The sequence below is a fragment of the Gellertiella sp. DMC107 genome (genome assembly GCF_056313605.1).
This window is the reverse complement of the sequence record NZ_JBQUZZ010000002.1, coordinates 565,186-584,592: the sequence shown is the minus strand read 5'-3', so window position 1 is coordinate 584,592 and position 19,407 is coordinate 565,186. Positions and strand designations below refer to the sequence as shown.

18 protein-coding genes, 1 tRNA gene and 1 riboswitch are annotated in these 19,407 nt (G+C 62.9%); of the genes, 6 read left to right on the top strand and 13 right to left on the bottom strand.

Annotation, left to right across the window (positions count from 1 at the left end):
• Nucleotides 1-21: 21 nt before the first annotated feature.
• Complete coding sequence (locus tag ACT54B_RS08310) at nt 22-1,116, bottom strand: 2'-deoxycytidine 5'-triphosphate deaminase (protein ID WP_476044194.1); 1,095 nt, start codon at nt 1,114-1,116, stop codon at nt 22-24.
• A gap of 109 nt (nt 1,117-1,225) precedes the next feature.
• Nucleotides 1,226-1,303, top strand: a riboswitch (SAM riboswitch).
• Nucleotides 1,304-1,351: 48 nt separating this feature from the next.
• Between ACT54B_RS08310 and ACT54B_RS08305 the strand changes: the two genes are divergently transcribed.
• Nucleotides 1,352-2,536 (top strand): O-succinylhomoserine sulfhydrylase, encoded by a 1,185-nt coding sequence (locus ACT54B_RS08305; protein ID WP_476044192.1) that lies wholly within the window; start codon nt 1,352-1,354, stop codon nt 2,534-2,536.
• Nucleotides 2,537-2,699: 163 nt separating this feature from the next.
• Nucleotides 2,700-3,092: a Co2+/Mg2+ efflux protein ApaG gene (gene apaG, locus ACT54B_RS08300; protein ID WP_476044191.1), complete on the top strand. Its 393-nt coding sequence runs from the start codon at nt 2,700-2,702 to the stop codon at nt 3,090-3,092.
• Nucleotides 3,093-3,119: 27 nt separating this feature from the next.
• Here apaG and ACT54B_RS08295 read toward each other — a convergent pair whose 3' ends face one another.
• The 3 genes from ACT54B_RS08295 to ACT54B_RS08285 are packed head-to-tail and all read right to left on the bottom strand — an operon-like array spanning nt 3,120 to nt 6,313.
• A complete protein-coding gene (locus ACT54B_RS08295) occupies nt 3,120-4,109 on the bottom strand; it encodes an Hsp33 family molecular chaperone (protein ID WP_476044190.1) in 990 nt (329 codons plus the stop codon).
• A gap of 52 nt (nt 4,110-4,161) precedes the next feature.
• Nucleotides 4,162-5,079: an ornithine carbamoyltransferase gene (argF, locus tag ACT54B_RS08290; protein ID WP_476044189.1), complete on the bottom strand. Its 918-nt coding sequence runs from the start codon at nt 5,077-5,079 to the stop codon at nt 4,162-4,164.
• Between the two features lie 22 nt (nt 5,080-5,101).
• Nucleotides 5,102-6,313 carry an acetylornithine transaminase gene (locus ACT54B_RS08285; RefSeq protein WP_476044188.1) on the bottom strand — a complete coding sequence of 404 codons (1,212 nt, stop codon included), beginning with the start codon at nt 6,311-6,313 and terminating at the stop codon, nt 5,102-5,104.
• A 408-nt stretch (nt 6,314-6,721) separates the two neighbouring features.
• Here ACT54B_RS08285 and ACT54B_RS08280 point away from each other — a divergent pair, with 408 nt between their 5' ends.
• A complete protein-coding gene (locus tag ACT54B_RS08280; protein ID WP_476044186.1) occupies nt 6,722-7,252 on the top strand; it encodes a GcrA family cell cycle regulator in 531 nt (176 codons plus the stop codon).
• A gap of 83 nt (nt 7,253-7,335) precedes the next feature.
• On the opposite strand, the gene phoB is transcribed toward ACT54B_RS08280, so the two are convergent.
• From phoB to phoR, 7 genes are all read right to left on the bottom strand, one after another.
• A complete protein-coding gene (gene phoB / locus ACT54B_RS08275) occupies nt 7,336-8,019 on the bottom strand; it encodes a phosphate regulon transcriptional regulator PhoB (protein ID WP_476044185.1) in 684 nt (227 codons plus the stop codon).
• Nucleotides 8,020-8,040: 21 nt separating this feature from the next.
• Nucleotides 8,041-8,757, bottom strand: coding sequence for a phosphate signaling complex protein PhoU (gene phoU, locus ACT54B_RS08270; RefSeq protein ID WP_476044183.1), 717 nt, complete (start codon nt 8,755-8,757; stop codon nt 8,041-8,043).
• A 49-nt stretch (nt 8,758-8,806) separates the two neighbouring features.
• Entirely contained in the window at nt 8,807-9,622 is an 816-nt protein-coding gene (gene pstB, locus ACT54B_RS08265) for a phosphate ABC transporter ATP-binding protein PstB (protein WP_476044181.1), read from the bottom strand.
• A gap of 13 nt (nt 9,623-9,635) precedes the next feature.
• Nucleotides 9,636-10,946, bottom strand: coding sequence for a phosphate ABC transporter permease PstA (gene pstA / locus ACT54B_RS08260; RefSeq protein WP_476044179.1), 1,311 nt, complete (start codon nt 10,944-10,946; stop codon nt 9,636-9,638).
• Nucleotides 10,943-12,424, bottom strand: coding sequence for a phosphate ABC transporter permease subunit PstC (gene pstC / locus ACT54B_RS08255; RefSeq protein WP_476044177.1), 1,482 nt, complete (start codon nt 12,422-12,424; stop codon nt 10,943-10,945). Before pstC ends, pstA begins: the two co-directional genes overlap by 4 nt.
• A gap of 136 nt (nt 12,425-12,560) precedes the next feature.
• A complete protein-coding gene (locus ACT54B_RS08250; RefSeq protein WP_476044175.1) occupies nt 12,561-13,595 on the bottom strand; it encodes a PstS family phosphate ABC transporter substrate-binding protein in 1,035 nt (344 codons plus the stop codon).
• 187 nt (nt 13,596-13,782) lie between these two features.
• Nucleotides 13,783-14,982 (bottom strand): phosphate regulon sensor histidine kinase PhoR, encoded by a 1,200-nt coding sequence (gene phoR, locus ACT54B_RS08245; RefSeq protein WP_476044807.1) that lies wholly within the window; start codon nt 14,980-14,982, stop codon nt 13,783-13,785.
• 225 nt (nt 14,983-15,207) lie between these two features.
• On the opposite strand from phoR, the gene ppk2 reads away from it, so the two are divergent.
• Entirely contained in the window at nt 15,208-16,098 is an 891-nt protein-coding gene (ppk2, locus tag ACT54B_RS08240; RefSeq protein WP_476044174.1) for a polyphosphate kinase 2, read from the top strand.
• Nucleotides 16,099-16,143: 45 nt separating this feature from the next.
• On the opposite strand, the gene ACT54B_RS08235 is transcribed toward ppk2, so the two are convergent.
• Nucleotides 16,144-17,274, bottom strand: coding sequence for a hypothetical protein (locus ACT54B_RS08235; RefSeq protein WP_476044173.1), 1,131 nt, complete (start codon nt 17,272-17,274; stop codon nt 16,144-16,146).
• Nucleotides 17,275-17,529: 255 nt separating this feature from the next.
• Here ACT54B_RS08235 and ACT54B_RS08230 point away from each other — a divergent pair, with 255 nt between their 5' ends.
• Entirely contained in the window at nt 17,530-18,492 is a 963-nt protein-coding gene (locus tag ACT54B_RS08230) for an NAD(P)H-dependent flavin oxidoreductase (protein WP_476044171.1), read from the top strand.
• Nucleotides 18,493-18,651: 159 nt separating this feature from the next.
• Nucleotides 18,652-18,727: transfer RNA gene (locus ACT54B_RS08225), tRNA-Thr, on the top strand.
• Between the two features lie 21 nt (nt 18,728-18,748).
• Here ACT54B_RS08225 and ACT54B_RS08220 read toward each other — a convergent pair.
• Nucleotides 18,749-19,384, bottom strand: a complete 636-nt coding sequence (locus ACT54B_RS08220; protein WP_476044169.1) for a DUF6766 family protein — start codon at nt 19,382-19,384, stop codon at nt 18,749-18,751.
• Nucleotides 19,385-19,407: the final 23 nt, after the last annotated feature.

Sequence of the window (19,407 nt, the reverse complement as noted above, 5' to 3'; positions counted from 1 at the left end):
AGGAGGGCCGGAAGGCGGATTTCAGGCCGGGCGGAAATGCTTGGACAGCTTCAGGCCTTGCGCCTGATAATTGGATCCGGTTTCGCCATAGAGCCCTTCCGGGCGAGTGAGCATGTGCTCGTAGACCAGCCGGCCGACGATCTGGCCGTGTTCCAGAATGAAGGGCACTTCGTGGCTGCGCACTTCGAGAACCGCGCGGCTACCGGCACCCCCTGCCCCGGCATGGCCGAAGCCCGGATCGAAGAAGCCGGCATAATGCACGCGGAATTCGCCGACCAGCGGATCGAAGGGGGTCATTTCCGCCGCATAGAGCGGCGGCACATGCACCGCCTCGCGGGAAACGAGAATGTAGAACTCGTCCGGATCGAGGATCAGCTCGCCGCTGCCGCGGCTATAGAGGGGCTCCCAGAAATCCAGCACATCATGGGCGGCCTTGCGGTCGACATCGATGACCGCCGTATGGTGCTTGCCGCGATAGCCGACGAGCCCGTCCGGGCCGGTACCCTTGAGATCGATCGAGAGCGCAATCGCACCGCCGGAGACATTCGGCTCCTCGCTGGCCACGAGCGTTTCGGCGCGGTGCAGCACCAGAAGCGCATCCTCCGAAAGCAGCGATTGGCCGGTGCGGAAGCGGATCTGCGACAGGCGCGAGCCGCGACGCACGACGATCGGGAAGGTGCGGGGCGAGATTTCCAGGTAGAGCGGGCCGACATAGCCGGCCGGGATCTTGTCGAATTCCTGTGCCCGGTCGGTGATCACACGGGTGAAGATGTCGAGGCGGCCGGTGGAGCTCTTCGGATTGGCGGAAGCCGAAAGGCCCTCCGGCAGGTCGAGGCTTTCCATCAGCGGCACGATATAGACGCAGCCGGTTTCGAGTACAGCGCCCTCTTCGAGGCTGATCTCGTGCAGTGTGAGACGCTTGAGCTTTTCGGAAACGAGCGCGCCCGGGCCGGGCATGAAGCTGGCGCGGACCCGCATGGCCCGGCCGCCGAGACGCAGGTCGAGGCTGGCCGGCTGGATCTGGTCCGCATCGAGCGACATCTCGCTCTTCAGCCTGCCTTCGGAAAACAGGGCCCGAATGGCGCTGTCCGCCAGAATGCCCGTGGTCCGTGCCATGTCATGCTCCCATGCAATCGTGAGCCGCATACCGGAATAAGCGGCTTGTCCTCGGGACATTTCTTTCCGCCCCCGGCAATTGACGCAAGCCTTATTCGGCGCTAAGGCACAATTATCCCGTGGTGATTTGGCCGGTCGGCTTGCAGCCACGTTAAACAAGTGGCTAAAAGGACCGGGTTGATAGCAACCGGTCCCCTTTGGGCGACCGGTTTTTTGTTATGGAAAGCAGATTGGCATGAGCAAGTCCTGGCGTCCCGCAACCCAGCTCGTCCACGGCGGCACCACCCGCTCGCATCACGGCGAAACATCCGAAGCCATTTTCCTCACGCAGGGCTTCGTCTACGACACGTCCGAGGCCGCCGAGGCCCGCTTCAAGGGCGAAACGGACGGCTTCATCTATGCCCGTTACGGCAGCCCGACCAATGACATGTTCGAAAAGCGCATGTGCATGCTGGAAGGTGCGGAAGATGCCCGCGCAACGGCCTCCGGCATGGCTGCCGTTTCGGCCGCCATCCTCTGCCAGGTGAAGGCCGGCGACCACATCGTCGCGGCGCGCGCCCTTTTCGGCTCCTGCCGCTGGGTGGTGGAAACGCTTGCCCCGAAATATGGCGTCGAATGCACGCTGGTCGACGGCCGCGATCTTGCCAACTGGGAAAAGGCAATCCGCCCGAATACCAAGGTCTTCTTCCTGGAAAGCCCGACCAATCCGACGCTCGAAGTGATCGACATTGCCGGCGTGGCGAAGCTCGCCAACCAGATCGGCGCCAAGGTGGTGGTGGACAATGTCTTCGCGACCCCCCTCTTCCAGAAGCCGCTGGAACTCGGCGCCCATGTGGTCGTCTATTCCGCGACCAAGCATATCGACGGCCAGGGCCGCTGCCTCGGCGGCGTGGTTCTCTCCGACAAGCAGTGGATCGACGAGAACCTGCATGACTATTTCCGCCATACGGGCCCGGCCATGTCGCCCTTCAATGCCTGGACGCTGCTGAAGGGCATCGAAACGCTGCCGCTGCGGGTGAAGCAGCAGACGGAGAACGCCGCACGCGTGGCTGACTTCCTCGCCGAGCAGCCGCAGGTCGCCCGGGTGATCTATCCGGGCCGCAAGGATCATCCGCAGGCCGATATCGTCGCCAAGCAGATGACGGGCGGCTCGACGCTGGTCTGTTTCGAGCTCAAGGGCGGCAAGGAGGCGGCCTTTGCGCTGCAGAACGCGCTTGAGGTGGTGCGCATCTCCAACAATCTCGGCGATGCCAAGAGCCTGATCACCCATCCGGCGACGACCACCCACAAGAACCTGACGGACGAGGCGCGCGCGGAACTGGGCATTTCCGCCGGCACGGTGCGCTATTCGGCCGGCATCGAGGATGCGGACGATCTGATTGCGGACTTCGCCGCCGCCCTCGCCCAAGTGAAGGCCTGACGCCCCCGGGAGGCGGCATTGCCGCCTCCTTTATCGTTTTCTTTGTTTATGTTTAACTTTTTGACACTAGGGTTTTGCCGTCGCCACCATCGTCAATGGGTATTTTCCGATCTATCGGTTTTCCTGTAGGATGATGGAACAGGTCTTGATCGAAGGTTGAACCATGTACAGGGCCCTGACCAAGGGTATAGAAGTCGTCGTAGAACCCTATTATCTGGAGGAGCAATCCGATCCGGACGACGATCGCTATGTCTGGGGCTACCGGATCGTGATTTCCAACTTCTCGCAGGAAGCCGTGCGGCTGGTCAGCCGCTACTGGCATATCACCGACCAGAACGGCCAGGTGGATGAGGTGACAGGGCCGGGTGTCATCGGCGAACAGCCCCATCTGGGCCCCGGCGATACCTATGAATATTCCTCCGGCTGCCCGCTCGACACGCCATCGGGCGTGATGTTCGGGCGCTACCAGATGGAAACGGACCGGGGCGTGATCTTCGACGTGGACATTCCCGCCTTTTCGCTCGACGTGCCGGGCCTGCAGCGCGTGCTCAACTGACCGCCGCCGGACGGGGGCCGACGGGGATCAGCCCGCCAGCACTTCCGAGGCTTCGAAGCGATATGTGGTCGAGCAGAATTCGCACGTGACGGAAATCGCTCCGTCTTCCATGCTTTCCTCCACCTCGTCCCGGGTAAAGCCCGAGAGAACGGATTTAAGCTTGTCGCGCGAGCAGCTGCAGTGGTCCTCGACCGATTGCGGCTCATAAACGCGCACGCCCCGCTCGTGGAACAGCCGGAACAGGAGGCGCTCGGCGCCCACCTGCGGATCGGTGAGTTCGGCCGCCTCTACCGTGTCCAGCATGGTGCGGGCTTCCGTCCAGCTGTCGTCCTCGGCCACCACATGCATCTCGGGCTCGCCATCGCCTCCCGGCAGGTCGGCCTGGCGCATGCGTTCGGGCGCCGCCGGCAGGAACTGGGCGATGATGCCGCCCGCGCGCCAGTGGTGACGGCTCTTGCCATCCGGCCCCCGGTCGTAGAATTCGGCGGCACTGAGGCGCACGCGCGTCGGGATCTGTTCCGACTGGCGGAAATAGACGCCGGCAATCTCCTCCAGCGAGGCACCGTCGAGCGCGACGATGCCCTGATAGGGCTGGGTGTAGCGGCCCTGATCGATGGTGAAGGCCAGCATGCCGCGGCCCAGCAGATCCTGCGGCGCCGCATGACCGGCAGCGATGGACGCCTTCACGCCCTCTTCGTCGAAGCGCGCATAGGCGCGCACGCTGGACGGCGTGTTGAAATCGACGACCAGAAGATCGACCGGGCCATCGCCCTTGGTCTGCACGGTGAAGCGGCCCTCGAATTTCAGCGAGGTGCCGATCAGCACGGTCAGCACGATGGCTTCTGCGAGCAGGCGGGCAACCGCTGGCGGATACTGATGGCGGCCCATGATCGCATCCAGGATCGGGCCAAGCTGCACGGCACGGCCGCGCACATCCATGCCTTCCACCTGGAAGGGAACGACGTGATCGTCACCGGCGAAATCCAGTTCGCCGAGCTTGGCTGCGATATCTGCCATGGGGATACTCCTGAAACGGCCTGAAAGCGCCCTATATGGGTGATCTTTCCGGTTACACCAGCCCGAAGCACCAGGCGAGGACGGATTTCTGGGCGTGCAGGCGGTTCTCTGCCTCGTCGAAGACGACGGATTGCGGCCCGTCGATAACCTCGTCCGTCACCTCCTCGCCGCGATGGGCGGGCAGGCAGTGCATGAAGAGCGCATCGGGGCTCGCCTTCTTCATCAGCGCCTCGTTGACCTGGAAGGGCTGGAAGATGTTGTGGCCACGGGCCTTGTGCTCCTGGTTCATGGAAACCCAGGTATCGGTGACGACGCAATGGGCGCCTTCGACCGCACGGTCGGCATCGTGGCAGAGCATGATGTCGCCGCCATTGTTGCGGGCCCAGTTAAGGAACTTGTCATGGGGCTCGGAGCCCAGGGGAACCGCCATGTTCATGCGGTAGCCGAAGCGCGCGGACCCTTCCACCAGCGAATGGAGAATGTTGTTGCCATCGCCCGTCCAGGCGATCGTCTTGCCCTTAACCGGGCCGCGATGCTCCTCGAAGGTCATGATATCCGCCATGATCTGGCAGGGATGGGTATCGTCGGTCAGGCCGTTCACGACCGGAACCGTCGCATATTCGGCGAGCTCCAGCAGGCGGCGATGATCGGTGGTGCGGATCATGATCGCGTCGACATAGCGAGAGAGCACGCGCGCCGTATCGGCAATCGTTTCGGCGCGGCCGAGCTGCATTTCAGTGCCCGAGAGGAACAGCGTCTCGCCGCCGAGCTGACGCATGCCCACATCGAAGGACACGCGGGTCCGGGTCGAAGGCTTTTCAAAGATCATCGCAAGCATCTTGCCGGCGAGCGGCTTGTCGGCCGTGCCGGCCTTGGTCGCGGCCTTTCGAGCCTTGGCGTCTTCGAGAATGTTGCGGAGGTCGGGAGCAGCGACGGTCGACAGATCGATGAAATGCTTCGGGGATGCCATGGAAAGGGGTCCTGTATTCAGATCAGGCGGGCTGGGATGAGGCATTGGCCTGGGCTTCCGCGCGAACGGCGGTGGCCGCCCGTTCGATGCGCGCCAGACCTTCGCGGACTTCGTCCGCGGTGATGGTGAGCGGAGGCAGCAGGCGGATGACGTTCTCGCCGGCGGGCACGCCCAGCAGATGCTCGCTGCGCATGGCGCCAAGCAGTGCGGCCGAAGGTGTCTTGGCCTTGATGCCGAGCATCAGGCCCTGGCCGCGGATTTCTGCAATCACGTCCGGGAAGCGGTCGGCTAGCGAGGCCAACCCTTGGGCAAAGAGCAGCGACATGTCGCGCACATGGTCGAGAAAGCCATCGGCCAGCACGACATCGAGCACGGCGAGACCGACGGCCATGGCGAGCGGATTGCCGCCATAGGTGGAGCCATGCGTGCCAGCGACCATGCCGGAGGCCGCCTCTTCGGTGGCAAGGCAGGCGCCGAGCGGGAAACCGCCGCCGATACCCTTGGCGACCGCCATGATATCCGGGGTGATGCCCGCCCATTCATAGGCGAAGAGCTTGCCCGTGCGGCCCACGCCGCACTGGACCTCGTCGAGGACGAGAAGCAGGCCATGCTCGTCGCAGATATCACGCAGGCCGCGCATGAATTCGACCGTCGCCGGGCGGATGCCGCCCTCACCCTGTACGGGCTCGACGAGGATGGCGCCCGTGGACGGGGTGATCGCAGCCTTGACGGCCTCCAAGTCGCCGAAAGGAACTGGATCGAAGCCCGGTGCCTTCGGGCCGAAGCCCTCGATATATTTCTCGTTGCCGCCGGCGGCGATGGTGGCCGTGGTGCGGCCGTGGAAGGCGCCCTCGAAGGTGATGATGTGGAACTTCTCCGGGTGTCCCTTGGAGAAATGATAGCGGCGGGCGGTCTTGATCGCGCATTCCAGCGCCTCGGCGCCGGAATTGGTGAAGAAGACCTTGTCCGCGAAAGTAACCTTCATGAGGCGTTCGCCGAGCGCCTCCTGGCCGGGTACTTCGTAGAGGTTGGAGAGATGCCAGACCTTGCCGGCCTGCTCCGTCAGGGCCTTGATGAGGTGCGGATGGGCGTGACCCAGCGAATTCACCGCAACGCCGGCTGCAAAATCCAGATATCGCTCGCCGCTTTCCGTGGTCAGCCAGACGCCTTCGCCATGGGTAAAGCGCAGCGGCGTGCGGTTATACGTGTTGTAGAGCGGCGCGGCAGCGGCCATGACCCACCTCGTATCTCAAGAAAAGCAGCTTCGACAGGGACCACGGATGCAGGCCCGGAAAAATCAAAATGCCGCCTTTCGGCGGCGGCGCACTATCCCCATTTCGCACTGCAATGTCAACAAAACCGGTGCATTTCGCCGCGCGTTCCGCCCGAACGACCTGGCGTTACGAGAGGCAGGCGAAGCGAAGCGCGGGCGGGAAGCAAGTTGGGGAAAAGTCGAAAATCGAATCATGATGATTCCAGCGACTCTTGTCACGGAGTCAGCCTCACACTAGGTTAAATCTCAATTACTAGACTGCATGCGGCGGAACTAGTCACGACAATGGTGAGGCGTTTTGGCGCCGGGCAACACCCGGCGCTGGGTGACGGATTCTTTCCATCACAGGCGCGACAGCGGAGAATGTGCATGAACTGGACAGACGAGCGCGTTGAGAAACTCAAGAAGTTGTGGTCCGAAGGCCTGAGCGCCAGCCAGATCGCGGCCCAGCTGGGCGGCGTCAGCCGTAACGCTGTCATCGGCAAAGTGCATCGTCTCAGCCTGCCCGGACGGGCCAAGGCCGGCGGAACCGCACCTGCAACCGCAGCGCGCACGCCCAAGCGGACGACTTCTGCACCGCGCGCGCCGAATTATGCGGCCCGCGCCACGACCCGCACGGTTACCCGTACCCAGGGCGCCACCGTCGTGCGCGAGGAGATCGAGGTCGACACCGTCGAGGAAATGCAGTTCGTACCGGCGAGCAACGTGGTCGTGCCGATCTCGCGCCGCCTCGAACTGACCCAGCTGACCGAACGCACCTGCAAGTGGCCGGTCGGCGATCCGCTGAAGGACGATTTCCACTTCTGCGGCAATGACAGCCCGGACAGCTCCCCCTACTGCAACTACCATCAGAAGCTGGCCTATCAGCCGGTTTCGGACCGCCGCCGCGCCGCGCGCTGAGCGGGTTCGAGGATTGACGAAAAAACCCCGGTTCGCTGAACCGGGGTTTTTTCACGCCTGTCTCCGGCGGGCTTCGTCTCGCATCAGCCCTCGATCGAATAACCGGCGCCACGCACGGTGCGGATCACATCCGACATGCCGGGCAGGTTCACCGCCTTGCGCAGGCGGCCGATATGGACGTCGACGGTGCGTTCGTCCACGTAGATATCGTGACCCCAGACGCCATCGAGCAGCTGCGAGCGGGAGAAGACGCGGGCGGGCGAGGACATCAGGAATTCCAGCAGCTTGAATTCCGTCGGCCCAAGCCGCACCTCGCGGCCCTTGCGATGGACGCGGTGGGTTTCGCGGTCGAGTTCCAGCTCGCCGCAGCGCAGGACGCTGGCGAGAACCTCGGGCTTGGCACGGCGCAGCATCGCCTTGACGCGAGCCATGAGCTCCGGCGTGGAGAAGGGCTTCACCACATAGTCGTCGGCGCCGGTCGAAAGGCCGCGCACGCGCTCGTTCTCCTCGCCGCGCGCGGTCAGCATTATGATCGGCAGGCGCTCGGTTTCGGGGCGCTGGCGCAGCCGGCGGCAGAGCTCGATGCCGGAAACACCCGGCAGCATCCAGTCGAGAATGAGAAGATCAGGCACGCGCTCCTTCAGCCGGGTCTCGGCTTCATCGCCACGCATGATGGCATCCACCTCGAAACCTTCGGATTCGAGATTGTAGCGGAGGAGTTCGGAGATGGCCTCCTCGTCCTCGACAATGGCTACCCTTGGGGTCATGGCATCTATCCTTGCGGGCACTTATTCGGAAACGGCAGAGGTGACGGTGTTGGCAGTATCGTCCTTGGGACGCTCGCCCTCCGGCTGCGCGCCGGTTGCCATGTAGTAGATCGTCTCGGCGATGTTCGTGGCATGGTCGCCGATGCGCTCGATGTTCTTGGCGCAGAAGAGAAGATGGGTGCAGGGGGTGATGTTGCGCGGATCTTCCATCATGTAGGTCAAGAGCTCGCGGAAGATCGAGGTATACATGGCGTCGATTTCCTCGTCGCGCTCGCGGATCGACTTCGCCTTCTCAGCGGAGCGGGTCGTATAGACGTCCAGCACTTCCTTCAGCTGCATCAAGGCGAGCTCGGAAAGGTGCTCGAGGCCGCGGGCGAGCTTTCGCGGCACGCCCTGCGCCTGGACGGCAATCACCCGCTTGGCGGTGTTCTTGCCGAGATCGCCCACGCGCTCCAGATCGGCAGCGATGCGGATCGAGCCCATGATTTCGCGAAGATCGGCCGCCACAGGCTGGCGGCGGGCGATGATGATGACAGCCTTGTCGCCCACTTCCCGTTCCGCGGCATCGAGCACGGCATCGTCGGAAATCACCTTCTGGGCGAGCGCCGTGTCGGAGTTGACCAGCGCCTGGACCGCCTCGGAGACCATCTGTTCGGCCAGACCGCCCATCTCGGAAATGCGGCGCGCCAGAAATTTCAGTTCTTCGTCAAAGGCGGAGTAAATGTGGTTGGAAGCCATAAGCCTGTTCCTTGTTCAGCATTCGGACGGGGACGGAGGCAAGGTGGCCTCAGCCGAAGCGGCCCATGATGTAATCCTGAGTGCGGCTCTCGTCCGGATTGGTGAAGATCTTGTCCGTATCGTTCTCCTCGACGAGGTTGCCGAGGTGGAACATGGCCGTGCGCTGGGAGACGCGCGCGGCCTGCTGCATCGAATGGGTGACGATGACGATGGTGAAGTTGGACCGCAGCTCGTGGATCAATTCCTCGACCTTGGCGGTGGCGATGGGATCGAGCGCCGAGCAGGGCTCGTCCATCAGGATGACTTCCGGCGAAACGGCCACCGCACGGGCAATGCAGAGGCGCTGCTGCTGACCGCCGGAAAGGCCCGTGCCGGCTTCGTGCAGGCGATCCTTCACCTCGTTCCAGAGACCGGCCTTGATCAGGCTCGTCTCGACGATCTGATCGAGATCGGCCTTGTTGCGGGCGAGGCCGTGGATCTTCGGGCCGTAGGCGACATTTTCGTAGATCGACTTCGGGAAGGGATTGGGCTTCTGGAACACCATGCCGACGCGGGCGCGGAGTTCCACCACGTCGATCGACGGATCGTAGATATCCTGGCCATCCAGCGTGATCTGGCCGGTGACCCGGCAATTGTCGATCGTGTCGTTCATGCGGTTCAGCGACCGCAGGAAGGTGGACTTGCCGCAACCGGACGGGCCGATGAGAGCGGTCACCGTCTTTTCGCGGATCGGAAGGCTGACATCGAACAGTGCCTGCTTGGGCCCGTAAAACACGGACACCTTGTTGCCTATCATCTTGTAGACCGGTTCGTTCATCGTCTGGGCCTGTCTGGGTTCGAGAGTGGTTTCTGCCATCATGTTCATGGAACGTTTTTCCTTACCAGCGGCGTTCGAAGCGGCGACGCAGCAGAATGGCGCCGAGATTCATGAGGATGAGGAAGGTGAGAAGCACGATGATCGCGCCCGAGGTGCGCTCGGTGAAGGCGCGTTCGGCTTCGTTGGCCCACATGTAGATCTGCACCGGAAGGGCGGTCGAAGGTTCGAGCGGGGTGGCGGGGAAATCCGCCACGAAGGCCACCATGCCGATCAGCAGCAGCGGTGCAGTTTCACCGAGCGCATGGGCCAGACCGATGATGGTGCCGGTGAGGATGCCGGGCATGGCCAGCGGCAGCACGTGATGGAAGATGGTCTGCATCTTCGAGGCGCCGAGGCCGAGCGCTGCGGCGCGGATCGACGGCGGCACGGCCTTCAGCGAGGCGCGGGTGGCGATGATGATGGTCGGAAGCGTCATCAGCGTCAGCACCAGGCCGCCCACCAGGGCCGCAGAGCGCGGCATGCCGGCAAAATTGATGAAGATCGACAGGCCGAGGAGACCGTAGACGATGGACGGCACCGCCGCGAGATTGTTGATGTTGACCTCGATCAGATCGGTCAGGCGGTTCTTCGGCGCAAATTCCTCAAGATAGATGGACGCGGCAACCCCGATCGGCAGCGACAGGACAAAGACCGTGACCATCATGAAGAACGAGCCCATGGCGGCGACGCCCAGACCGGCGGCTTCCGGACGGGAGGAGGCTCCGTTGGTGAACAGGCCTGTGTTGAATTCCTTGGTCAGATCGCCTGCGTCGCGCAGGGTCTTCATCCATTCGAGCTGCCGGTCCTTGACCTTGCGGCGCGCCTCCGGGACGGTCAGATCGATCTGGCCCTTGTTGGCGCTGTCGATATTGCCTTCCGCCAGCAGCGACACGTTCACGGTCTTGCCCACCAGGGAAGGATCGGCCAGGAGCATGTCCCGCAAATCAATACGCGCGCTGTCGGAGATCATCGAAGCGGCGAGCTTGGCGGACTTGCGGTCGGACGCATCGAAGCCGAGGCGCTTGGCAAGGCTGTGCTTGATCAGCTTGGCAAAATCGCCCTGGGCCAGGATCGCCGGGTTTTCGGCCCGCTTGTTGTCCGGATCGAGATCCTTTTCGGCAAATTCGATCGGGAGCGTGATCGTGGTCTGGACAAAGGCCGTATACCCCTTTGACACCACCGAGAAGATCAGCGCCGCGAGGAAGAAAAGGCCGACGGCCATGGCCACGATGCCGTAGGCGCGGAAACGGCGCTCGGCGGCATAGCGGCGCTTGATGCCGATATCACGGCGCGCGAGCGCGGGCATTCCGTTAAGCGTGACAGCGTCGCTCATTCGTACTGTTCCCGATATTTGCGCACGATGTAGAGCGCATAGATGTTGAGTGCGAGAGTAATGGCGAAAAGCGTGATCCCGAGCGCAAAGGCGACCAGCGTCTGCGGGGAGGTAAACTCCAGGTCACCCGTCAGCTGGTTGACGATCTTGACGGTCACCGTGGTCATGGGCTCGAAGGGGTTCAGGGAAAGGCGGGCGGCGACCCCGGCCGCGAGCACCACGATCATGGTTTCGCCGACGGCCCGCGAGGCGGTCAGCAGGAGGGCGCTGACGATGCCCGGAAGCGCAGCCGGCAGGATGACCCGCTTGATCGTTTCCGAGCGGGTGGCGCCCAGTCCGAGCGAACCATCCCGCAGGGCGCGCGGAACCTGCGTGATGATATCGTCTGAAAGCGACGACACGAAGGGGATCAGCATGATGCCCATGACGATACCCGCCGTCAGAACGCTCTGCGCCTGGATGAAATTGACGTAGTTGCCGGTGACGAGCCCGTTCAGCTCTGCGGAAATGTCCCGCAGGAAGGGGCCGACGGTGACCAGCGCAAAGAAGCCGTAGACGATGGTGGGGATGCCAGCCAGAAGTTCGAGCGCCGGCTTGGCGAGGTTGCGCACCCGGGGTGAGGCATATTCGGCCATGTAGATGGCGGAAAGCAGGCCCACCGGCACGGCGCAGAGCATGGCGAAGAAAGCGATGTAGAGCGTGCCGGCGAGAAGCGGGATGAGACCGAACTGGCCGCCTTCGCCACCGGCACCGGCCGCGGCGAAGCGGGGATCCCACACCGTGCCGAAGAAGAATTCGTGCATCGGCACCATGGCGAAGAAGCGGGTGGCTTCCGACAGCATGGAGACGACGATGCCGACCGTGGTGAGGATGGCAATGGTGGAGCAGAGGGCCAGCGCCACCAGCATCAGCTTTTCGATGTGGTTGCGGGCACGGAAGGCGGGTGCCAGGCGGCGATATCCCAGGAAAGCGCCGAGGGCCGCGACGACGATGCACACGGCGGCCATGGCCTTGTGGCTCGAGGCATCCATGGCCGTGCGCTTCAGCGCGGCCTGAATGATCTCCGGGCGCACATCGGCGGCAACGGGCACGGCCTTTGAGGCAAGCAGCTCCGGCCATTGGACCGTACCGGCCTCGGCGGCGGCGATCTCGGCGTCGGACAGCTGTTCGACACCCTTGGCGATGATGGTCACGGTGCCGTAATTCAGCGCTTCGGACGCTGCATCGGCCCTGAGGTCGGCAGGCAGCGTCGCCCGCACGCTGTTGTCGATATAGATCGGCGCCGCAATCGACCAGACGAGCAGCACAAGCACGGCAGGCAAAAGGGCGGTCAGAGCCACATAGGCGCTGTGATAGGCGGGGCGGGAATGGGCTTTTTCGCTGGTTGTCCGGGCCATCGCGCTGGAGCGGGCCCGACCGGCGACATAGGCGACCAGCGCCATCAATGCCAGGATCAGGAGAAGCAGGGGCGTCTTCATCGAGCACCTTTTCTGGGGCAATTCCGGAAGGCTTTAAACCCTTCCGCGTCACGAAGGCGCCCATCGGCGGGCACCATGCCTTGCAGGCTGTAAACCCGGCGCGGCCCGAGGCCACGCCGGGATGCATTCTTCTGGATCAGAGAGTCTTGCCTTCGGCAGCATCCTTGCGGATCTGCTCACGCTCGGCGTCCGGAGCCGGAACCAGACCGTATTCGGCGAGCGGGCCGTCCGGGCCGATCATCTTGTCGGAGGTGAAGAACTCGACATATTCCTTCAGGCCGGCGATGACGCCGAGATGGGCCTTCTTCACGTAGAAGAACAGCGGGCGCGAAACCGGATATTCGCCGGATGCGATGGTTTCAACCGAGGGCGTCACGCCGGAAACGGTTGCGACCTTCAGCTTGTCGGAGTTGTTTTCGAAGAAGGACAGGCCGAAGACGCCGATGGCCTTCTTGTTGCTGTCGATGCGGGCGAGCGTCTCGGTGTAGTCGCCGTCGATATCGACTGCAACGCCGTCCTTGCGGACCTTCACGCACTTGGCGGCCGCTTCCTTTTCGTCGGCGATCTGTGCCTTGATCACGTCGGCAGCGCCGGTTTCCTTGCAGCCGTCGGCCAGAAGCTTCTGTTCGAACACTTCACGGGTGCCATGCTTTTCACCGGGGATGAATGCCATGATGTCTTCATCCGGCAGGTCCTTGTTGACTTCGGACCACTTCTTGTTCGGGTTGGCGACGAGCTTGCCGTCCACAACCAGCTCGGCGGCGAGCGCCAGGTAGACGTCCTTCGGGGTCAGGGCGAAATCGACGTTGGAGGCGTCGGTCGCGAAGACGATGCCGTCATAGCCGATGCGGATTTCCTGAACGTCGGTGACGCCGGCAGCTTTGCAGGCCTCCAGCTCTTCCTTCTTGATCTGGCGGGAAGCATTGGCGATGTCGATGGTGTCGGGGCCGACGCCCTTGCAGAATTCCTTCAGGCCAGCACCGGTGCCGCCGGATTCGACGACGGGGGTCTTGAACTGGGTGTTGGCTTCGCCGAAGGCCTCGGCAACGATCTTGGCATAGGGGAGAACCGTGGAGGAACCAGCGATCTGGATCTGGTCGCGCGCATGGGCGGCGCCCGCAAAAGCAACCGAAGCGATCAGCGCCGCAGCCGTGAAGTGAAGAACTTTCATGGGAAACTCCCGTCGTGAAACCGTTTTGTTGCGGACCGTGTCCGGCCTTTCCTCAGGAGAGGCACGGCTGATGTACCTGCTGACGGCTCACCTTTTATGTCAGATGCATGAAACTATTATGACAGGTCAACCTTTTGATTTTTAAATACTTTATGCGTCACATAGCGCTTCGTGACTGTCATATATGTCAGAAGACGACAGTGAAGCGGCTTCCTTCGCCCGGTTTGGACTGGATCTGAAGACGGGCGCGGTGGCGGGTGAGGATGTGCTTGACGATGGCAAGGCCCAGTCCGGTTCCTTTCCGGGACCGGCTCGCTTCGACATTCACGCGGTAGAAACGCTCGGTGAGACGGGGAACATGCTCCGCCTCGATACCCGGCCCCTGGTCGGTGATCGAGACCGAGATCGCTCGACCGGCCTCCTCGCAAAGCTCGATCTCCACCGTCTTTCCCTCCTGACCATACTTGCAGGCGTTTTCGACGAGGTTTTCAAAGACCTGCACGAGCTCGTCCCGGTCTCCGTTCACCAGCACCGGATGATCGGGCAGATGCAGGCCGATCTCGACACCGAGGCTGGCGCCGAGCGGCTGCAGGGCATCGCGCACATGGGACAGCACGGGCACCAGATCCACGGTCTCGGAGGGAGCGATATGGGCCTTCATCTCCAGGCGCGAGAGGGAAAGCAGATCGTCCACCAGTCGGCTCATCCGGTTCACCTGCTCCAGCATGATGCCGAGGAAACGCTCCTGCGCTTTCGGATCGGAGCGCGCCGGCCCCTGGAGGGTTTCGATGAAGCCGCGCAAGGACGCCAGCGGGGTCCTTAGCTCGTGGCTGGCATTGGCGACGAAATCGGTGCGCATCTGGTCCATCTTGTGGACGCTGGAGACGTCGTTGAAGGCGATCAGAAAGCGCCCGCCACCGCTTTCCGCCACCCGAACCCGGTAGGCACGCGACGAGGGAACACGCTCCACATAATCCCGCGCATGCGGTTTGCGGCTGCGCATGCCTTCACGCACCATGTCGAGGAGGCCGGGGGCGCGAAGCCGGGCTGAAATATGGGCCCGTTCCGCCAGAACACCGAAGGCCTCGCGGGCCGCTTCGTTCTGCAGCAGGATTTCCTCTTCGCCATTGATCAGGAAAACGGGGAAATCGAGCGCATCAATCATGGCCCTGGATTCCGCCAGGGACGGCGCCGGGACGGCCGGGGCCGACACAACAGGCAGGATCGGGAGATAATCGCGCGGGGTGGGACGCGAAAGCGCCACGACCATGACTAGGATCATGGCGGCCACCGCATAGAAGGCGGGAATGCCGGCAACAACCGCGCCGCTGGCCACGACGGCCAGGGTGGCCAGCAGGACGGCATTGTCCCGCAGCCGAACCAGAATGCGCCTCACGCCCTCATCCTCCAAAGTGGCCTCCCTTCCTGACGAAGTCACCGGAATATCGGCGCTTCATGACATTGGTGTCTCAGACATTCACGGCTTGCGCAAATCCCGGTTGATGACGCAAGCCATAGCCAGCAGCGCAGCTGGCCTTTTCCACGCCCACAAGATGCTTGTCTTCCCCCATGCTTTGCACCAATTTCACACCACAACAAGAAGGAGCGTGGCATGGCAGACCAGACGGAAAGCAGGGCAGTCGAGCTGAAGATCGGCAAGGAAACCCGCGTCTTTGACATAGACGACCCGAAACTGCCCGGCTGGATCAAGGACGAAGCGTTGCAATCCGGCGGTTTTCCCTATGACAAGAAGATGAAGCAGGAGACCTACGAGGCGGAGCTGCAGGCTCTCCAGATCGAGCTCGTCAAAGTGCAGTTCTGGTTGCAGAGCACGGGCAAGCGGGTTCTGGCGCTGTTCGAAGGCCGGGATGCGGCCGGCAAGGGCGGCGCGATTGCAGCAACCCGCGAATATATGAACCCCCGCTCGGCCCGCACCGTCGCGCTTTCCAAACCGACCGAAACCGAGCGAGGCCAATGGTATTTCCAGCGCTATATCACGCAATTTCCCGCAGCCGGCGAATTCGTCCTGTTCGATCGCTCCTGGTACAACCGCGCGGGGGTAGAGCCCGTCATGGGGTTTTGCACGCCGGAGCAATATGCGCAATTCCTCGATCACGTCCCGCGTTTCGAGAAAATGGTGGTGGACGAACACATCCATTTCTTCAAGTTCTGGCTGGATATTGGCCGAGAAATGCAGCTGAAGCGTTTCCATGACCGCCGCCACGATCCCCTGCGGGTATGGAAGCTGTCGCCGATGGATATCGCCGCGCTGAACAAATGGGACGACTACACGGAAAAGCGCGACAGGATGCTGGCTGAAACCCATAGCGACAAGGCACCCTGGACCGCGGTTCTTGCCAATGACAAGCGACGGGCCCGCACCAATGTCATCCGCCACATGCTCAAATCGCTGGACTACGAGGGCAAGGACGAAAAGGCGATCGGCGAAATCGACAAGAAAATCCTATTCGACGATCCGCAGAAGATGCTGAAGCGGGATTGAGACACGTCCGGCTCCGCTCTCCTTCTCAGGGCGGAGCCTTTCCGGTCACGGAACCGGCAGGACGCGCAGCGCGACCAGATCGACGCCGCCCCCCTCCCCGGTCGCGTCGGCATTCAGCACCAGGGCCGGCGTGTCGCCCTTGCCGGGACCCGGCGTGATCTGGATCAGCGCGTCGGAGCGCTGGGCCGCAACCGTAAACCGGTGGCGCTCGCAGGTGCCGATCGAGGCGAGTTCGCAATCGACCGTTACCTGGACCGGCTTTTCATTCGCAGACCGCATGGTAACGGCGAGGGTCAGCTCCTGCCCCTCCCATTTCCGGAGAATTTCGCCGGGAAGAAGGATCCTCACCGCACCGTCCGGCTCGGCCGACCGGGAGGTGATGCGGATGACCGGGCCATCGCCGGTGGAAGCCAGCTTTGCGTCCGACAGGCTGCCGGCCGCCACGCGCTTGATCTCGCCGGGCTTGAAGATCTCGATCCAGTCCTTGGAAAAATTGGACGACGCATTCTGGGCGGGGGCCGTGTTGTCGCCGGAGGCATCGGGCAGATCCTCCTCGCTGACGGCAGCGGGCGGATTGGCTACCGAAGTATCACGCTCGGCGTCGGACAGCAGCAGCCCGGAATTCAAGACCCACCAGGCGCCGACCGCAAGGAAGGCCAGCAACATGACCCAGATGAACAGCCGCGCGAAAAAGCCGCGCTTCTTGCGCGGCCGGGCGGCTGCCGACGGACGGCCACTCACGCGGCCTGACGGACGGCCGGACGGAGCGCCGGATAAGATGGTTGCCTCGGTCCGCGGTCCCGGCCTGCGGTCCTCCTCCCCCAGCCGTTCGGCGCGCAAACCGCCGAGGGAATCGTCCTCGGCGCTGTCTTCTTCCGCCGTTCGCTGATCGTCGAGGCTTGCCATATCCGCTTCGAAATCGCTGTACTGGATATCGGACACAGGATCGGCGACGACGATGCCGAGCTTCTGGCGCTCCTCCATCTCGATGGTCTTGATCGACGCTTCCAGCCGGTGGCGTTGCTGCGCAACGACTGCGGGATCGCTGACATCCTGCTTGCGCAGCCCTGTCTCAAGCGCCTGGCGGGCGGATTGATAGATGCGGGCCCGAACTTCCGGGTTGCTCCGGTCCGCCCGGTCAAGAGCATTTCTGATGGCCGTTTCCAATCCGCTCAAACAGGTCGTCCTTCCACTCATGGCAGCCACGCGTGCCGAAGCACGGGGGATCGTTCCCCAGAATCGATAGAGAGAAGCCTTGCGAACCGCAAGTGTCCAGTTTGCGGCAGCGCGCGCACCACGCCTATCTGGTGCTTGCCAGCGTCCTTCGCCTCGGGAAATATGGCACGAACCCGCCTTTTTCGGCTTTGCCCGCCAAGGCGGTCGTGCTAGCAATATTGACGTTATCGTAAACGTAAGACGGAACCTGCCGCCATGGCGCTGCCGCCCATCCTGAAAGACAGACTGAGGCTTCCGGCGATTGCCTCGCCGCTCTTCATCATTTCCCACCCGGCGCTGGTGATCGCGCAATGCAAGGCGGGCATCGTGGGCGCCTTCCCGGCGCTCAACGCGCGCCCGGAAAGCCAGCTCGACGAGTGGCTGGCGGAAATCACCGAGACGCTGGCCGCCCATGACGCGGCCCATCCCGACCGGCCTGCCGCTCCCTTTGCCGTGAACCAGATCGTGCACGGCTCCAACAAGCGGCTGGAACAGGACCTGACGCTTTGCGTGAAATACAAGGTGCCGGTGGTGATCTCCTCGCTCGGCGCGGTGCCGGAAGTGAACCAGGCGATCCATTCCTATGGCGGGGTGGTGCTGCACGACGTCATCAACAATCGCCATGCCCAATCGGCGATCCGCAAGGGCGCAGACGGCCTGATCGCCGTCGCGACCGGTGCCGGTGGGCATGCGGGCACGCTTTCGCCCTTTGCGCTGGTACAGGAAATCCGCCAGTGGTTCGACGGACCGCTGGCTCTGGCGGGCGCCATCTCGACCGGCGGCGCCATTCTTGCTGCCGAGGCCATGGGCGCGGATCTTGCCTATATGGGGTCGCTGTTCATCGCGACGGAGGAGGCTCGCGCCTCGGATGCCTACAAGCAGTGCATCGTCGACAGCACCGCGGCCGATATCGTCTACAGCAACTACTTCACCGGCATTCACGGCAATTACCTGAAGCCCTCGATCACGGCCGCTGGCATGGATCCGGAGCATTTGCCCGTTGCCGATCCGTCCAAGATGGACTTCGGCAAGGAGCAGACCGGCGCCAAGGCCTGGAAAGACATCTGGGGCTGCGGCCAAGGGATTGCCAATATCAAGGCCGTCGAACCGGTGGCGGCCGTGGTCGACCGGCTTGAGCGCGAATACCGTGCGGCACGGGCCCGGCTCTCGCTCCGCTGAACCTCTGCCTGCGCCCGGCCGGCCAAGGCCAGGCGCAGGTATTCCACAGGCAGAAAGGAACGGGCGGCAATTTTCCGAAAGCGAAAATGGTGGCTTGAATTTCCAATCAGTTCCCTGTATCAGCCCGCACAGACATCGCCCGGCGATGCATCTCTAAGGGCCGCTTTAGCTCAGTCGGTAGAGCACATCATTCGTAATGATGGGGTCACGTGTTCGAGTCACGTAAGCGGCACCACTTCTCTCAGACATGCTCCTTTCAGTTTCCGGTATCGCTGTCCGATGCCTCGACCGGTTTGGATTCCGGTGAGCCGCGATAGCGCAGGAAGATGGAGAGAACCACGAGAATGGCCGTCGAGAGGAATTCCGATTGCCAGTTCTGGAAAGATTCGAACCAGAAGGTTGCGCTGGCCAGATGGTTCCAGAGGGCAACCGCGGCCTCTCCATGCAGGCGCGATTCTTCCGCGTCCGCCTCGGCGCTGCCGACAAGGTGCAGCACGAAACTGAGCAGGAACAGGATTGCCAGTGCGATGCCCAGCGAATGCTCGTAGAGCCAGCGTCCCGAGAGGACGGGCGCCGATGGGTGCGGTGCGGAAGGCTCCGCCTTCTCGTCCTCGTCCGGATCGCGCGATTCGGCAGACCCCTTCTGAAAAAGATAGGCCGTCAGCATGACATAGGCCGACATCTGCAGGAATTCGCTTTCCCAGTTCTCGAAAAGAGCGGACAGGAACGAACCTGACTGCATATAGGCGCTGAGCGCAAGGGCGCCCTGGCCATGCCGCGCCAGCTCCTCGTTCTCGGCCTTCCAGCCGGCCAGCAGCATGCCGCCGATGGAAAGCACCGTTGCAATCAGAAGGACGATGGTCAGCCCGTTGTTGCGAAGAAAACGCCGCATGAATGCACTCCCCTGTTGTCCCG

What these genes read in the sequence shown, in the direction of transcription:
- ACT54B_RS08310 (WP_476044194.1), bottom strand. Translation starts at nt 1,116, where the DNA reads ATGGCACGGACCACGGGCATTCTGGCGGACAGCGCCATTCGGGCCCTG.
- ACT54B_RS08280 (WP_476044186.1), top strand. Translation starts at nt 6,722, where the DNA reads ATGAACTGGACAGACGAGCGCGTTGAGAAACTCAAGAAGTTGTGGTCC.
- ACT54B_RS08220 (WP_476044169.1), bottom strand. Translation starts at nt 19,384, where the DNA reads ATGCGGCGTTTTCTTCGCAACAACGGGCTGACCATCGTCCTTCTGATT.
- pstC (WP_476044177.1), bottom strand. Translation starts at nt 12,424, where the DNA reads ATGAAGACGCCCCTGCTTCTCCTGATCCTGGCATTGATGGCGCTGGTC.
- argF (WP_476044189.1), bottom strand. Translation starts at nt 5,079, where the DNA reads ATGGCATCCCCGAAGCATTTCATCGATCTGTCGACCGTCGCTGCTCCC.
- ACT54B_RS08295 (WP_476044190.1), bottom strand. Translation starts at nt 4,109, where the DNA reads ATGGCAGATATCGCAGCCAAGCTCGGCGAACTGGATTTCGCCGGTGAC.
- ACT54B_RS08305 (WP_476044192.1), top strand. Translation starts at nt 1,352, where the DNA reads ATGAGCAAGTCCTGGCGTCCCGCAACCCAGCTCGTCCACGGCGGCACC.
- phoB (WP_476044185.1), bottom strand. Translation starts at nt 8,019, where the DNA reads ATGACCCCAAGGGTAGCCATTGTCGAGGACGAGGAGGCCATCTCCGAA.
- ACT54B_RS08250 (WP_476044175.1), bottom strand. Translation starts at nt 13,595, where the DNA reads ATGAAAGTTCTTCACTTCACGGCTGCGGCGCTGATCGCTTCGGTTGCT.
- ACT54B_RS08230 (WP_476044171.1), top strand. Translation starts at nt 17,530, where the DNA reads ATGGCGCTGCCGCCCATCCTGAAAGACAGACTGAGGCTTCCGGCGATT.
- pstB (WP_476044181.1), bottom strand. Translation starts at nt 9,622, where the DNA reads ATGAACATGATGGCAGAAACCACTCTCGAACCCAGACAGGCCCAGACG.
- ACT54B_RS08285 (WP_476044188.1), bottom strand. Translation starts at nt 6,313, where the DNA reads ATGGCCGCTGCCGCGCCGCTCTACAACACGTATAACCGCACGCCGCTG.
- ppk2 (WP_476044174.1), top strand. Translation starts at nt 15,208, where the DNA reads ATGGCAGACCAGACGGAAAGCAGGGCAGTCGAGCTGAAGATCGGCAAG.
- phoU (WP_476044183.1), bottom strand. Translation starts at nt 8,757, where the DNA reads ATGGCTTCCAACCACATTTACTCCGCCTTTGACGAAGAACTGAAATTT.
- apaG (WP_476044191.1), top strand. Translation starts at nt 2,700, where the DNA reads ATGTACAGGGCCCTGACCAAGGGTATAGAAGTCGTCGTAGAACCCTAT.
- pstA (WP_476044179.1), bottom strand. Translation starts at nt 10,946, where the DNA reads ATGAGCGACGCTGTCACGCTTAACGGAATGCCCGCGCTCGCGCGCCGT.